General features: G+C 35.9%; 12 protein-coding genes and 1 other annotated feature. All 12 genes read left to right on the top strand.

The features are described 5' to 3' along the window. Nucleotides 1-3 precede the first annotated feature (3 nt). The 12 genes from ACEPXD_RS12485 to thrS all read left to right on the top strand — a co-directional run bounded on the left by ACEPXD_RS12485 (nucleotide 4) and on the right by thrS (nucleotide 14,762). A complete protein-coding gene (locus ACEPXD_RS12485; protein WP_391116362.1) occupies nucleotides 4-1,218 on the top strand; it encodes a carboxylate--amine ligase in 1,215 nt (404 codons plus the stop codon). A 251-nt stretch (nucleotides 1,219-1,469) separates the two neighbouring features. Beyond that, entirely contained in the window at nucleotides 1,470-2,459 is a 990-nt protein-coding gene (hflK, locus tag ACEPXD_RS12480) for an FtsH protease activity modulator HflK (protein ID WP_391116360.1), read from the top strand. After that, on the top strand, nucleotides 2,459-3,430 hold the full coding sequence (hflC, locus tag ACEPXD_RS12475; RefSeq protein WP_391116358.1) for a protease modulator HflC: 972 nt from the start codon (nucleotides 2,459-2,461) through the stop codon (nucleotides 3,428-3,430). Before hflK ends, hflC begins: the two co-directional genes overlap by 1 nt. A 150-nt stretch (nucleotides 3,431-3,580) precedes the next feature. Continuing rightward, the gene (gene polA, locus ACEPXD_RS12470) at nucleotides 3,581-6,208 is read left to right on the top strand and encodes a DNA polymerase I (RefSeq protein WP_391116356.1); all 2,628 of its coding nucleotides are present in this window, start codon (nucleotides 3,581-3,583) and stop codon (nucleotides 6,206-6,208) included. Between the two features lie 11 nt (nucleotides 6,209-6,219). Next, nucleotides 6,220-7,092 (top strand): bifunctional DNA-formamidopyrimidine glycosylase/DNA-(apurinic or apyrimidinic site) lyase, encoded by an 873-nt coding sequence (mutM, locus tag ACEPXD_RS12465; RefSeq protein WP_391116354.1) that lies wholly within the window; start codon nucleotides 6,220-6,222, stop codon nucleotides 7,090-7,092. Nucleotides 7,093-7,104: 12 nt separating this feature from the next. Next, on the top strand, nucleotides 7,105-7,695 hold the full coding sequence (gene coaE, locus ACEPXD_RS12460) for a dephospho-CoA kinase (protein WP_391116352.1): 591 nt from the start codon (nucleotides 7,105-7,107) through the stop codon (nucleotides 7,693-7,695). Nucleotides 7,696-7,817: 122 nt separating this feature from the next. After that, nucleotides 7,818-8,822 carry a glyceraldehyde-3-phosphate dehydrogenase gene (locus tag ACEPXD_RS12455; RefSeq protein WP_391116350.1) on the top strand — a complete coding sequence of 335 codons (1,005 nt, stop codon included), beginning with the start codon at nucleotides 7,818-7,820 and terminating at the stop codon, nucleotides 8,820-8,822. A gap of 205 nt (nucleotides 8,823-9,027) precedes the next feature. Next, a complete protein-coding gene (gene speD / locus ACEPXD_RS12450) occupies nucleotides 9,028-9,411 on the top strand; it encodes an adenosylmethionine decarboxylase (protein WP_391116348.1) in 384 nt (127 codons plus the stop codon). Nucleotides 9,412-9,529: 118 nt separating this feature from the next. Continuing rightward, nucleotides 9,530-9,994 carry a transcriptional regulator NrdR gene (nrdR, locus tag ACEPXD_RS12445; RefSeq protein WP_391116346.1) on the top strand — a complete coding sequence of 155 codons (465 nt, stop codon included), beginning with the start codon at nucleotides 9,530-9,532 and terminating at the stop codon, nucleotides 9,992-9,994. Nucleotides 9,995-10,181: 187 nt separating this feature from the next. Continuing rightward, nucleotides 10,182-11,537, top strand: coding sequence for a replication initiation and membrane attachment family protein (locus ACEPXD_RS12440; RefSeq protein ID WP_391123220.1), 1,356 nt, complete (start codon nucleotides 10,182-10,184; stop codon nucleotides 11,535-11,537). 8 nt (nucleotides 11,538-11,545) lie between these two features. Further along, nucleotides 11,546-12,487, top strand: coding sequence for a primosomal protein DnaI (dnaI, locus tag ACEPXD_RS12435; protein WP_391116344.1), 942 nt, complete (start codon nucleotides 11,546-11,548; stop codon nucleotides 12,485-12,487). Nucleotides 12,488-12,537: 50 nt separating this feature from the next. After that, nucleotides 12,538-12,767 (top strand) — a binding site (T-box leader). Between the two features lie 69 nt (nucleotides 12,768-12,836). Then, entirely contained in the window at nucleotides 12,837-14,762 is a 1,926-nt protein-coding gene (gene thrS / locus ACEPXD_RS12430; protein WP_391116342.1) for a threonine--tRNA ligase, read from the top strand. Nucleotides 14,763-14,765: the final 3 nt, after the last annotated feature.

Below are 14,765 nucleotides of genomic sequence, written 5' to 3'. Positions count from 1 at the left end.
AATATGAACAATCAACCCTTTATCCCAATTATTATTGGGACAGATATAAATGCATACAATATGGCAATTTCATTCCATGAGGAATATAACATCAAGCCAATCTTAATTGGGAAAGAAGAAATGTCTTTTACCAAATGGAGTAATATGATCGAGCATGTAGAAATTCACTCTAATCTTTGGGATAAAACAGCATTTGTTGCAGTCTTAACTGAAGTTGCAGAGAAATACAAGATAGCGGGAAAACAATTATTGCTTGTAGGCACGAACGATTTTTATGTACGTTTAATTATAGAAAATGCAGAAGTTTTGAAAAAAATGTATGTATTTAACTATATGTCAGAAGAACTGATGAATAATTTACTTGTGAAAGCGAATTTTTATAAATTATGTGAAAAACACGGGATTGATGCACCTAAAACTTACTACTATTCTTGTTTAACAAAGGAGCCATTTTTGGAAGAAGTATTATTTCCTTTAATTATTAAGCCAAGCAATGGTGTCCAGTATTATAAAAACAAGTTTCCGGGGCAGCAAAAAGTATACCGCGTAGAAAATAGAGACGTGTTAAATGATGTTATTAACCAAGTAAATGCAAGCGGGTATGTGGAAGATTTGATCATACAAGATTATATTCCAGGCGATGACACATACATGTGGGATTCTGTTATTTATATGAGTTCGAAAGGTAAAGCACAATTAAGCACATTTGCCCAAGTAGTACTTCAGGAGCATACAGTAACTGCAATTGGTAACTACACGGCACTTATTACGAGATACAATGAGGAAATGATGCTAAAACTTCAACATTTCTTAGAAGCAGTCGGATATGTGGGATTTGCAAACTTCGACCTGAAATATGATGAACGGGACGGTAAGTTTAAAGTATTTGAAGTAAATATTCGACAAGGTCGTTCTAGTTATTATACGACTGCTTTGGGACATAATATGGCACGTTATTTTGTAGATGATGTTATTTACAACAAAGAAAAACCTCTTACCTTGTTAGACGAACATTATTTATTTACGGTTGTACCAAAAATTGTTTTAAAAAAGTTTGTAGATAATAAAGAAATTCAAATGGAAATAAGACAACTTTTGAAAGAAGGAAAGTGGGGTAATCCACTGTTCTATAAAAAGGATAAGCACTTAATGCGTAAGTTATTTTTACTTGCTCGTCAGTTTAATTACTACAAAAAGTATAAAAATAATAATTGGTGAGGAAATTTACATTATTTTCACATTCTATTTACAATCATTTGCTATATTGAAATAGACCCCTTTTCCAAACGATTTGTCTAAAAAAAGCTAGCACATTGCTAGCTTTTTTTTATTTTAGTCCATGTTTCTTAATTATTACAAAAGTGTTACTGGTGCCAGGCACCAGTAACACTTTTGTAATAATCTTTATTTTTTGAAACTAAAAGCATGGTTACTACGTATAAGAGATATACATAGAAAGGGGAAATGAAATGAGTACTAAGAGATTGATATCTATTATTGTTGTTTTATTTATAGGGGTTATTTTATTATCTGCTGTATTTACTTCTTGGTATACGGTAGATGAATCGGAACAAGCAATAGTTATTACATTTGGAGAAGCTAGTGATCCTATAACAGAATCAGGCCTTAAATTTAAGATACCTTGGCCAATTCAAAAAGTAGAAAAGCTTTCAAAGGAGACGTTTAGTCTGCAGTTTGGATATAAGCAAGCGCCTGATGGAGAAATTACTTCCTTTGATAAGGATACAAAAATGATCACGGGAGACGATAGCATTGTCTTAACGGATTTAGTAGTTCAGTGGAAGATTACAAATCCAAGAGCGTATTTGTTTAACTCGGAAAATCCTCAAGAAATGCTTCATGATGCAACATCAGCTTCCATTCGTTCAGTTATCGGAAATTCGAAAATAGATGATGCGCTTACATCTGGAAAAGCACAAATTGAAACGGATACAACGGAATTACTTGCTTCATTAATTGAGAAATATAATATTGGAATTACCGTACTTACAGTCAAATTACAAGATGTAGAGTTACCAAACGATGAAGTGCGTTCAGCATTTATGGCCGTAACAGATGCAGAAGAAACAAAAAATACAAAGGTGAACCAAGCTGAAAAATATGAAAACCAAAAAATGAGTGAAGCAATTGGAGAAAAAGATGCGATCATTTCAAATGCAGAAGGTATAAAAACTTCTCGCATCGAACATGCAAAAGGGGATGTAGCTTTATTTGATAAATTGTTCGCAGAATATCAATATAATAAAGAGATTACGAGAGAACGACTTATAATGGAAACGTTAGATGCTGTATTACCGAATGCACAAATTTATATTATGAATGATGAAGGTGGAACGATGAAGTATCTACCGCTTCAATCATTAGGGTCTAACAAACAAACGAGTCCAACAGCTACAACGAATACAGAAATAAAAACAGAAGAAGGGAGCGGACAATAATGGCAGATAATAATAATCCGTTTTCCAACTTAGAAGCAAAGTTTAAATCTGTAGAAAATAAACCTAAAACGGAAAAAGCGCCTGCTGATTTTAAAAAACACTATAAAACATTTATTGCAATTTTTCTAGCTTTTATCGTGATAGTTATTGCATTTGCAAATGTGTACGTTGTGAAAGAAGGCGACTACAAAATAATTCGCCAATTTGGTGAAGTAGTAGATGTGAAATATAAACCAGGTGTTTATATGAAAATCCCATTTGTTCAAAGTGTAACGACAATACCAAAATATCAAATGAACTATAAACTTTCAGAAAAAGAGATTAACACAAAAGATAAAAGACGTATTATTATTGATAATTACGCAGTCTGGCGTGTTGTAGATCCGAAACAAATGATTAAAAGCGCGGGAAGTCTAGTCGGAGCAAGCTCACGTATGGAAGAGTTCATCTACTCGGTCGTTCGTTCAGAGCTTGGTCAATTAGAATATAATGATATTATTAATGATGAAAATTCATCTAGAGGTAGCCTAAATGATAAAATTACAGCCGAAGTAAATAATCATTTACTAAAAGATAAGTATGGTATTGAAGTAGTCGATGTTCGTATTAAACGAATAGATTTGCCAGAAGAAAACGAACAATCTGTTTATAATGAAATGATCTCTGAGCGGCAAAAGATAGCGCAAAAGTTTTTGTCAACCGGTGATGCGGATAAACGACGTATTGAGGCGGAAACGGACCGTAAAGTAAAAGAAATGTTAGCAACTGCTAAAAAAGAAGCTGCCATTATTGAAGCAGAAGGGGAAGCGGAGGCCGCGAAAATTTACAACTTATCGTTTTCGAAAGACCCAGAGTTCTATTCTCTCTATCGAACGTTAGAATCCTACAAGAGAACAATTGGGCCGGATACGATGATTATTATTCCTTCTGCCTCACCATATGCAAGAATTCTTTCGGGATACTTAAAATAGTATATGAATCGTCATTCCCCTTACTCTCGTGGTAAGATATAGGGAATGACGGTTTTATTTTTCTTCATTCGGCAGTATTCATTGGACTATATTATCGAGCGGGCCAGATGCACAAAAATGCCGCTTTTCAAAATTAAAGGAGTGAACTTAATGTCAACAGAAAAAATTCTTTTATTAGATGGAAATAGTCTCGCATATCGAGCGTTTTTTGCGCTACCTTTATTAACAAATGAACATGGTATACATACGAATGCTGTTTATGGTTTTACACTGATGCTTCAAAAAATAATGGAGGAAGAAAATCCAACTCATATTTTAGTTGCATTTGATGCTGGTAAAACCACTTTCAGACATTCCACTTTTGGTGAATATAAAGGGGGTAGACAGAAAACACCACCTGAACTCTCTGAGCAATTTCCGTATGTCCGCAAATTAATCGATGCGTATGGCATTAAAAGATATGAGTTAGAAATGTATGAAGCGGATGATATTATCGGGACACTTTGTAAGCAAGCGGACGAGAATGGGCAACAAGTAATTGTGGTATCTGGAGATAAAGATTTAACGCAGCTTGCTACTGAAAATACAACCGTATATATCACAAGAAAGGGTATCACTGATATTGAAAAATATACCCCATCTCATATTGAAGAAAAATACGGTTTAACCCCTCTTCAAATTATTGATATGAAAGGGCTCATGGGGGATGCTTCAGACAATATTCCAGGGGTTCCTGGGGTTGGTGAAAAAACAGCTATCAAATTGTTGAAAGAGCATGGATCTGTAGAAAGCTTGTATCAAGCATTAGATACAGTTAGTGGAGTGAAATTAAAAGAAAAACTCACGGCAAATGAAGAACAAGCAAAAATGAGTAAAACGCTTGCTACTATTGAAACAAGCGCTCCTATCGAAGTATCAGTAGATGATTTGATATACACTGGTCCAAATATGGATGAAGTGACCGCTGTATGGAAAGAACTTTCTTTTAAAACGTTACTAGATAAATCAGAACACATTACAGATGAACAAACGACTACAGAAGTGAGTTTTGAAATTGTAGAGGATATTAATCCATCTATTTTAAAAAGTAAGATGGCGATTCATCTGGAAATGTTTGATGAACAATATCATACAAGTGAATTGTTAGGGATAGCCCTTTTTGATGGGGAGCATTCCTATTTTGTCTCTGGATCTAAAGCTTTTCAATCTGAAGTCTTTTGTGAATGGCTGGAAGATGAGACGAATGTAAAATATTTAGTTGATTCGAAAGCTACCCAAGCTGTCAGTCGAAAACATAATGTAAGTTTAGAAGGCGCAGATTTTGATCTACTTTTGGCAGCCTATATCGTGAATCCTTCCATTTCTTCCGATGATGTTGCTACAATGGCGAAAGAATTTGGCTACTATGAAGTGCTGACAGATGAAAATGTGTATGGAAAAGGTGCGAAAAAGGCAACTCCTGTGTTAGAGAAACTTGCGGAGCATGCTTGTAGAAAAGCACAAGCAGTTTGGACATTAATGCCTAAACTAGAAGAAAAATTAGAGGGAAATGAACAATATGGTTTATACAAAGATTTAGAATTACCGCTAGCATCCATACTAGGAACAATGGAATCCGATGGTGTGAAAGTGGATGCACATGTATTAAAAGAAATGGGTATAGATTTACAGAAAAAATTACTTACTATCGAAAAAGATATTTATGCTTTAGCGGGACAAGAATTTAATATTAATTCACCAAAACAATTAGGTGTTATCTTATTTGAAAAAATAGGATTAACGCCATTGAAGAAAACCAAAACAGGCTACTCTACCGCTGCGGATGTACTCGAAAAGTTGGAGAGTGAGCATGAAATTATTTCGTATATATTAAACTATCGTCAATTAGGGAAGCTTAACTCAACGTACATCGAAGGTTTAATGAAAGAAATTCATGAAGGTGACCAAAAGATTCATACAAGATACCAACAAGCCTTAACCTCAACAGGTAGACTAAGTTCCATTAATCCAAACTTACAAAATATCCCTGTAAGATTAGAAGAAGGTAGAAAAATTAGAAAAGCCTTTGTTCCATCTCATCCAGATTGGGTGATGTTCGCAGCAGATTATTCGCAAATCGAACTTCGCGTACTTGCCCATATGTGCAATGACGAGAAATTAGTGGATGCATTTATTAATAATATGGATATTCATACGAAAACAGCGATGGACGTATTCCATGTTGAAAAAGACGACGTGACATCTGATATGCGACGTGCTGCAAAAGCAGTAAACTTTGGAATTGTCTATGGCATTAGTGATTATGGTTTATCTCAGAACTTAAATATTACGAGAAAAGAAGCAGCAATTTTTATTGAAAACTATTTAAACAGTTTTCCTGGTGTAAAAGGATATATGGATGATATTGTTCGGGAAGCAAAACAAAAAGGGTATGTGACAACTATTCTAAATAGAAGAAGATACTTACCTGAAATTACGAGCTCTAATTTTAATCTTCGTAGCTTTGCAGAACGGACTGCGATGAATACGCCAATTCAAGGGAGCGCAGCAGATATTATTAAAAAAGCGATGATTGACATGGCGAAACGATTAAAAGAAGAAAATATGCAAACGAAGATGTTACTGCAAGTGCATGATGAACTGATATTTGAAGCACCAAAAGAAGAAATTGCATTACTCGAAAAAATCGTACCAGAAGTAATGGAGACAGCAATCAAGCTAATCGTTCCTTTAAAAGTGGAATATGCATATGGTTCCTCTTGGTATGAAACGAAGTAAGGAGTTTTAGTATGCCAGAATTACCAGAAGTAGAAGGATTAGTTCGCTCGTTAAAACCAATTGTTACAGGTAAAACAATACTATCAGTGGACGTATCGGAAACGATTATTGCTTCTAAAGCAAATGGAAAAGAAGCGATTTTAAAAGGGTTAGATGTAGAATCTTTTCGTAAAGCATTACAACATATGACGATTGAACGTATCGACAGACGGTCCAAATATATTTATTTTCATTTAGTGAAAGATGGAATACCTTTCTTACTCGTTTCTCATCTTGGTATGTCAGGCGCTTGGTTTTATGTGAGAGGCTTACATGAGATTTTAGAAGATAAATTTAAACGGCACACGCATGTCATCCTCCATCTTGTTGGGGGTGACATGCTCGTTTATGCAGATATCCGTCGTTTCGGTGAGTTGCGTTTTCTAAAGAACGAAGAAGATCATCCGCCTTTATTACTAATGGCTCCTGAGCCTTTTGACCAAAATGCTTTGGATCATTATTTAGGTATGAGTATGCTGTCTAAGTATGAAAATAAAGCGATAAAAGAATTTATAATGGACGGTCATGTTGTTTCGGGATGTGGAAATATTTATGCAACAGAAGCATTGTTCCGAATGCGAATTCACCCAGGGAGAAAAGTAAAAAGAATTAGTAAAGAACGTAAAATACAATTATTCAACGAAATTGTTATTGTTCTTTTAGATAGTATTGAGCAAGGAGGAAGTAGTATTTCTGATTACCGAAAAATTAATGGTGAATCAGGGAATATGCAAAATAGATTGCAAATGTATGGAAAAAAGAATTGCCCTATTTGTAATAGGCAAACACTGCAACAAACAATTGGTGGGCGAACGTCTACTTATTGTGGAACATGTCAGAGGTAATGGAGGAAACAAATGATTATTGGTTTAACAGGAAGTATTGCGAGTGGGAAGAGTACTGTGTCTAAAATGCTGAAAGAACTTGGATATCCGATCATTGATGCTGATTTAGTTGCGCGTGTTGTCGTGGAAAAAGGAACAGAAACACTCGAGACGATCAAAGATATATTTGGAGAAGTGATTATCTCAAAGGAAGGAACGCTGAATCGCGAAAAGCTAGGGGATATTATTTTTTCTAGTCCACACGATAGAAAACAGTTGAATGATATCATGCATCCTGCAATTCGAGAAGAAATGCTACGACAAAAAGATGCCTTATTGCAAGAAGGGTATGACACAATTGTCATGGATATCCCTTTATTGTTCGAAAGCAAGCTTCAATCCTATGTGAATAAAATCTTAGTTGTAACTGTGACAGAAGAAACTCAATTAGAAAGACTGATGGCTCGTAATAATTATTCCTTAGAGGATGCAAAGGCAAGAATTCAATCCCAGCTACCTCTTTCCATTAAAGAAAAAGGGGCGGATGCTGTCATTTATAACAATGGAACTTTAGAAGGTACGAACGAACAATTAAAGAAAATATTGTCTATTTGGGATAGCTAGTTAGGAAGAAATAAAAAACTTTTCTGAATTCTAATATAAGGCTACATAATTGTGATAATGTGTTATACTATTTCAAGGTTATAAAATATAAAGTATCACATAGTTACAGGGGGATTTTTTTCATGATAGCTTCTATCGCAATAAACGGATTTGGACGTATTGGACGAATGGTATTCCGCCAAGCAATTGTACAAGAGGACATTAATGTCGTAGCAATTAATGCAAGATACCCATTAGAAACATTAGCTCACTTAATCAAATATGATTCTACACATGGCACTTTTGCAGGAGAAGTTACAATTGAAGATGATGTGCTAGTAGTTAATGGTAAACGAGTTCAAATCGTAAACGATCGTGATCCGGCAAACTTACCTTGGAGAAAATTGAATGTTGATATCGTAATTGAATCAACAGGCAAATTTAATGACGGTGAAAAAGCTGTAGCTCACATAGAAGCGGGAGCAAAAAAAGTAATTATTACAGCTCCTGCAAAAAATGAAGATGTAACGATTGTTATGGGTGTAAATGATCATCAACTAGACGTATCCAAACATCATATAATTTCAAATGCTAGCTGTACGACAAACTGTTTAGCTCCTGTTGCAAAAGTGTTAAATGACACATTTGGAATTGAAAATGGACTAATGACAACCGTGCATTCTTATACAAATGATCAAAATAACTTAGATAATCCGCATAAGGATTTACGTCGTGCTCGTGCTTGTGCTCAATCTATTATCCCTACATCAACTGGAGCAGCAAAAGCACTAACGATTGTGTTACCAGAATTAGAAGGAAAGATGCATGGCATGGCTTTACGTGTACCAACACCTAATGTTTCTTTAGTAGATTTAGTAGTAGACTTACAAAAAGATGTAACTGTCGAAGAAGTAAATGCTGCATTTGTAAAAGCTTCAGAGGGATCGATGAAAGGAATACTTGGTTTAACGATGGAACCACTAGTATCAATCGATTTCAATACGACCACAAATTCAACGACGATTGATGGCTTAACAACGATGGTTATTGGAAAACGTAAAGTTAAAGTTCTTGCTTGGTATGATAACGAGTGGGGTTATTCAGCACGTGTAGTAGATTTAGCGAAAATGGTTGCTTCAGCTCTTTAATTTACCTATCCTCTTTCAATTTTTTGAAAGAGGATTTATTATGTGTTGCATAATTTTTAAAAACAACATATAATGAGAATCGTGTACTTCACGTACACCGACTACTTAAAGGGTTAGGACCTCTTTGGACTAACTTTCCCCCGTGGTAGTCAACTTTGATTTTTAAAATTTTTATACCAAATTTTATCAAAGGGGGAAACGGACATTGGAAACAATGGGACGTCACATTATTGCAGAACTATGGGAGTGCGATTTCGACAAACTTAACGATATGACATTTATCGAGCAAACTTTTGTTGATGCTGCTCTAAGATCTGGTGCTGAAATCAGAGAAGTTGCATTTCACAAATTTGCGCCACAAGGTGTAAGTGGAGTCGTTATAATTTCCGAATCGCATTTAACGATTCACAGCTTTCCAGAGCACGGTTATGCGAGCATTGATGTGTATACATGTGGTGATTTAGATCCATCAATTGCGGCTAACTATATTGCAGATGCTCTTAATGCTGGAATACGAGAAACGATTGAGATGCCCCGTGGAATGGGTCCACTAAGTGTACCTAAATCACGTTTGACAGTTCAAGCATAATAGACTTTTAGCCAAAATGAGTGAGCAGAGGAAGAGATTCCTCTGCTTTTTCGATTTTATTGAAGAATATTGCTATAATAGGGATATAAATTAACGGTAGGAATTAGGAGAGATCAATATGAGATGCCCAACTTGTCAATATAATGGCACAAAAGTTGTCGATTCGCGTCCAGTAGATGACAATAAAGCCATTAGAAGAAGGAGAGAATGTGAGGATTGCGGATTTCGGTTCACAACATTCGAAAAAGTAGAAGAAACGCCTTTAATTGTTGTAAAAAAAGATGGTTCTCGTGAAGAATTTAGTCGTGAAAAAGTCTTACGCGGACTAATACGCGCATGCGAAAAAAGACCAGTTGCATTAGAGGAGTTAGAAAATCTTGTGTTTTCCATCGAGAAAGAGTTGCGAAGAACGGGGAATTCAGAAGTGAGGTCAGATGAAGTTGGAGAAAAAGTTATGGACAAACTGTCAGAGGTAGATGAAGTTGCCTACGTTCGATTTGCGTCTGTATATCGCCAATTTAAAGATATAAATGTTTTTATAGATGAACTCAAAGAAATATTAAAGAGAAATCCGTCTTTATAAGAAAAGCGTAAGCGCCTATGTCTGCCCCGACAGGCAAATGGGGAAAAGCGAGGAGGCAGCTCCTTAGCCACCACAGCTTTTTCACATTTGACCCCGAGGGGCAAGGCGCTGGAGTCTGGACAGATACTAAGTAAAAAGTGTAACTTTCTTATCTTATAAGAAAAAAGGGGAGTAGGCGCAATTGTCGATGTTATATAAGGAGCTACAGCCAGCTGACATGTATAAAATTCGCTTGCCATATTCTTTTTCAGATTATGATCGTCAATTATTAACTTTATTTTATCAACCATTAGTTGGAGCAGAAGGTATTAGTTTGTATTTAACTTTATGGGCGGATGGAGAGTTAAAAAGTAGCGAACAATGGCCACATTACCAACTGATGAATGTGTTAAGTGTTTCGATTGGAAAGATTTTTCAAGCGAGAATTGCTTTGGAGGCAATAGGTTTACTTCGTTCATGGCAAAAGGCAGAAGAGGGAACACGGTTTTTCTATTATGAACTTTCTGCTCCTCTAGATGCGGAATCCTTTTTAAAGGATCCATTATTGTCAATGTTTTTACTGAACAAAATTGGAGAAAATGCATATAAGCAATTGAGAAATCGATTTATTCAAACGTCCAACTGGAATGAAGGATTTAAAGATGTTTCTCGTACGTTTATGGATGTATTTAAACCCTCTACAAAAAGTGGTGAACAAATTTCATATGACGAGGAATTTGAATCGAAGAAAAGAAATAATTCACTTCCGTTTTATTATGAGGATTTTGATTTTTCTTTATTACAAGAAGGTTTGTCAGATCAACTCGTTCCCAAATCTGCGATGACGATTGAAGCAAAAGAAGTAATAGCGAAACTCGCTTTTTTATATAATCTAAATCCAATTGAAATGCAAAAAGTTGTCATTCTTGCATTAGATGATGAACTGCAACTAGCTGAAGCAAGATTAAAAAAAGCGTGCGCCGATTATTATAAATTGACGGTATCGAAAAAGGCACCAATTATACAAAATGTAACCCAAACTAAAAACACTGTTCCTGAAAATAAAACAGCCTTAACAAAGGAAGAAGAACTTGTTCACTATTTAGAAACTACTTCCCCTGTGGCTGTTTTAAGGGATATTGCTAAAGGAAAAGAACCTATACTTGCCGATGTTCAGTTGGCAAATCATTTGGTGACGCACTATAATATGCCGGTAGGTGTTGTGAATGTTCTATTACAATATGTGCTCCTACGTACTGATATGAAATTAACGAAAAACTATGCAGAAAAAATAGCATCTCATTGGATGCGAAAAGATGTAAAAACAGCGAAAGAAGCAATGGAGCTTGCTAGAAATGAACATGAACAATATATGAAATGGAAAAATGAAGGTTCTAAGCAAAAGACTTATGCAAAAAAACCGACACGAGAAGAGAAAGTGCCAGATTGGTTTTACAAAAAAGACGGAGAAACGAAACAATCTGGGGAATCGACCAATGGAATTCAAAATATAGAAGAAGAACGAAAAAAACTTTTAGCTGAACTAGGCGTCACGGAAAGGTAGGTGGTTTTATGGAAAGAATTAATGAGACATTAAAGAGGGTCATAACACCTGAATTTTCCTCCAGACTGGATGACATGAAACGAGAAGTGTTAGAAAATCCAGATATACAAAAGTTTCTAGAAGAAAATGCAGCTACTATTTCGAAAAAAATAGTTGATCGAAGTTTAAGCAAGTTATATGAATATAATTCTCAAACGCATCATTGTGAATCTTGTCAATCACTTGAATTATGTACGAACTATATGAAAGGCTATGAACCAAGGTTAGTTTTAGATCGCAATCTTATTGCCTTGGAATACGTACGCTGTAATCGTGGAGTAATTGAAGATGAACGTAGGAAAGTAACCTCTATGATTGATAGTATCCATATGCCAAAAGAGGTTATGGAAGCGCATCTGGCGGGTGTTGACCTAGAAGATGGGAGCAGAGTGGTTGCTGTTAGAGCGGCGAAAGATTTTTTAAATGAGTGGGAGCGTACAAGTGTTCTTCCTTCCAAGGGTCTTTATATTTATGGCAAATTTGGTGTAGGGAAGTCCTATTTGCTTGGAGCACTAGCAAATGAATTAGCAGCAAGGCATATTCACTCAGTGGTCGTATATGTACCGGAATTTTTGCGAGAAATGAAACAAGCGATTCAAGATCAGTCACTTGCTGAAAAAATCGAGTTTGTCAAACGAGCTCCTGTATTAATGCTAGATGATATTGGTGCCGAAACAATGTCTAGTTGGACAAGAGATGAAATACTTGGAACCATCCTGCATTACCGAATGTCAGAGCAGCTTCCTACTTTTTTGACTTCCAATTTTAATTACGATGAATTAGAACATCATTTATCATTTACACAAAGAGGAGAAAAAGAGGTAGTAAAAGCTGGGCGTATTATGGAGAGAATACGAGCTCTTACCATTCCAATTTCGCTTCAAGGAAAGAATTGGCGAGACAAGAAATAACGACTTGCAAATGATTTTTGAGTGGCGTATAATCATTGACATAAGAATAATGAAATGCATGGAAGAGGACAATAATCAGTTTGTACGACTTTTTAGAGAGAGAAGCCTAGGCTGGAAGCTTCTTAAGTATCGGCAATCGATTTACCACCTCGGAGCAGTAATTGTGAACTAAATTAGCAATTACCGGTGACCGGCCCGTTAGCCGATGCAGAGCTTCGTCTATTTGTATTGTTGGATAGACAGAAGAAGGGTGGAACCACGATTTAACCTCGTCCCTTTTTAGGGATGGGGTTTTTTTATGTTTTTTTATCTTATAAACAAAGTGATATTAATAAGAGGAGTGTTCATAATGACAGAAGTTATTAAGTTGAAATTTCCAGACGGAGCAGTAAAAGAGTTTCCTATGTCGACATCGACAGAAGAAATTGCTCAATCGATTAGCCCTGGATTACGTAAAAAAGCACTTGCAGGTAAATTAAGTGGACAATTAATTGACTTAAAAACTCCTATTACAAAAGATGGGGACATTGCAATTATTACTCCAGAATCAGATGAAGCATTAGAAATATTGCGTCATAGCTCAGCGCATTTACTAGCGCAAGCGGTGAAACGATTGTTTAAAGATGTAAAACTTGGTATAGGTCCAGTTATTGAAAGTGGATTTTATTATGATATTGACTCCCCAGAACCAATAACGGCAGATGATTTAGTGTTAATCGAAAAAGAAATGAAAAAAATTATCAATGAAAACATTGAAATTGTAAGATATGATGTATCACGTGAAGAAGCTTTCGATAAATTTAAAGATGATGAATATAAAGTAGAACTTTTAGGTGCTATCCCAGAAGGGGAGCAAGTTTCTATTTACGAACAAGGGGAATTCTTCGACCTTTGTCGAGGTGTACATGTTCCATCTACAGGTAAATTAAAAGAGTTCAAATTACTAAGCATTGCCGGAGCATACTGGCGTGGAAATAGTGATAATAAGATGCTTCAGCGTATTTATGGTACTGCATTCTTCAAAAAAGAAGAACTTACACATCACCTACAAATGTTAGAAGAAGCAAAAGAACGTGATCACCGTAAAATCGGGAAAGAATTAGATCTATTCATGAACTCTCAAAAAGTAGGGCAAGGGTTACCATTATGGTTACCAAATGGGGCAACAATTCGCCGTGTAATTGAAAGATATATTGTAGATAAAGAGTTAAAGCTAGGCTATAAGCATGTTTACACACCTGTATTAGGTTCTAAAGAGCTATATGAAACATCAGGTCACTGGGAACATTACCAAGATTCTATGTTTCCTCCAATGGAAATGGATAACGAAACATTAGTATTGCGTCCAATGAACTGCCCACACCATATGATGATTTTCAAAAATGGGATGCATTCTTACCGCAATCTGCCTTTACGTATTGCAGAACTTGGTACAATGCACCGCTATGAAATGTCTGGAGCAGTTTCAGGTTTACAACGTGTTCGCGGAATGACATTGAATGATGCTCACCTTTTCGTACGTCCTGACCAAATTAAGGTTGAATTCCAAAAAGTAGTGGAGTTAATTATCTCCGTTTATAAAGACTTTGATTTAAAAGACTATTCTTTCCGTCTATCTTACCGTGACCCAGCGGATAAAGAAAAATACTTTGATGACGACGCAATGTGGGAAAAAGCACAAACTATGTTAAAAGAAGCTATGGATGAGCTTGGTTTAGATTACTTCGAAGCAGAAGGAGAAGCTGCATTCTACGGTCCTAAGCTTGATGTGCAAGTAAAAACTGCAATTGGTAAAGAAGAAACGCTGTCAACTGTGCAACTTGACTTCTTGTTGCCAGAACGTTTTGATTTAACTTACGTTGGAGAAGATGGAAAGCCACATCGTCCAGTCGTAATTCACCGTGGCGTAGTTTCTACAATGGAACGTTTTGTTGCGTTCTTAATTGAAGAATACAAGGGAGCATTCCCAACTTGGTTAGCTCCAGTGCAAGTAGAAATTATTCCTGTATCAAATGAAGTGCACTTTGAATATGCGAAACAAATTGAGGAACAATTAGTGGCTGCCGGTTTACGTGTGGAAATGGATGATCGTGAAGAGAAACTTGGTTATAAAATTCGCGAAGCACAAATGCACAAAATTCCTTATATGCTTGTCCTGGGAGATAAAGAATTAGAAGCCGGCAATGTAAACGTACGTAAATACGGGGAGCAGAATTCTGAAAGTATCCCATTTGATGAATTCTTAGCTAGAATTCAAGAAGAAGTTTCACATTAATTT

Source organism: Psychrobacillus sp. L3, assembly GCF_042945595.1.
Taxonomy (GTDB): Bacteria; Bacillota; Bacilli; order Bacillales_A; family Planococcaceae; genus Psychrobacillus.
This window is presented reverse-complemented; position numbering and strand designations above follow the sequence as displayed.

Bases quoted from the DNA above. Each gene is read 5' to 3' on its own strand.
- hflC (WP_391116358.1), top strand. From the start codon at position 2,459: ATGGCAGATAATAATAATCCGTTTTCCAACTTAGAAGCAAAGTTTAAA.
- ACEPXD_RS12440 (WP_391123220.1), top strand. From the start codon at position 10,182: ATGTTATATAAGGAGCTACAGCCAGCTGACATGTATAAAATTCGCTTG.
- thrS (WP_391116342.1), top strand. From the start codon at position 12,837: ATGACAGAAGTTATTAAGTTGAAATTTCCAGACGGAGCAGTAAAAGAG.
- coaE (WP_391116352.1), top strand. From the start codon at position 7,105: ATGATTATTGGTTTAACAGGAAGTATTGCGAGTGGGAAGAGTACTGTG.
- mutM (WP_391116354.1), top strand. From the start codon at position 6,220: ATGCCAGAATTACCAGAAGTAGAAGGATTAGTTCGCTCGTTAAAACCA.
- hflK (WP_391116360.1), top strand. From the start codon at position 1,470: ATGAGTACTAAGAGATTGATATCTATTATTGTTGTTTTATTTATAGGG.
- ACEPXD_RS12455 (WP_391116350.1), top strand. From the start codon at position 7,818: ATGATAGCTTCTATCGCAATAAACGGATTTGGACGTATTGGACGAATG.
- polA (WP_391116356.1), top strand. From the start codon at position 3,581: ATGTCAACAGAAAAAATTCTTTTATTAGATGGAAATAGTCTCGCATAT.
- dnaI (WP_391116344.1), top strand. From the start codon at position 11,546: ATGGAAAGAATTAATGAGACATTAAAGAGGGTCATAACACCTGAATTT.
- nrdR (WP_391116346.1), top strand. From the start codon at position 9,530: ATGAGATGCCCAACTTGTCAATATAATGGCACAAAAGTTGTCGATTCG.
- ACEPXD_RS12485 (WP_391116362.1), top strand. From the start codon at position 4: ATGAACAATCAACCCTTTATCCCAATTATTATTGGGACAGATATAAAT.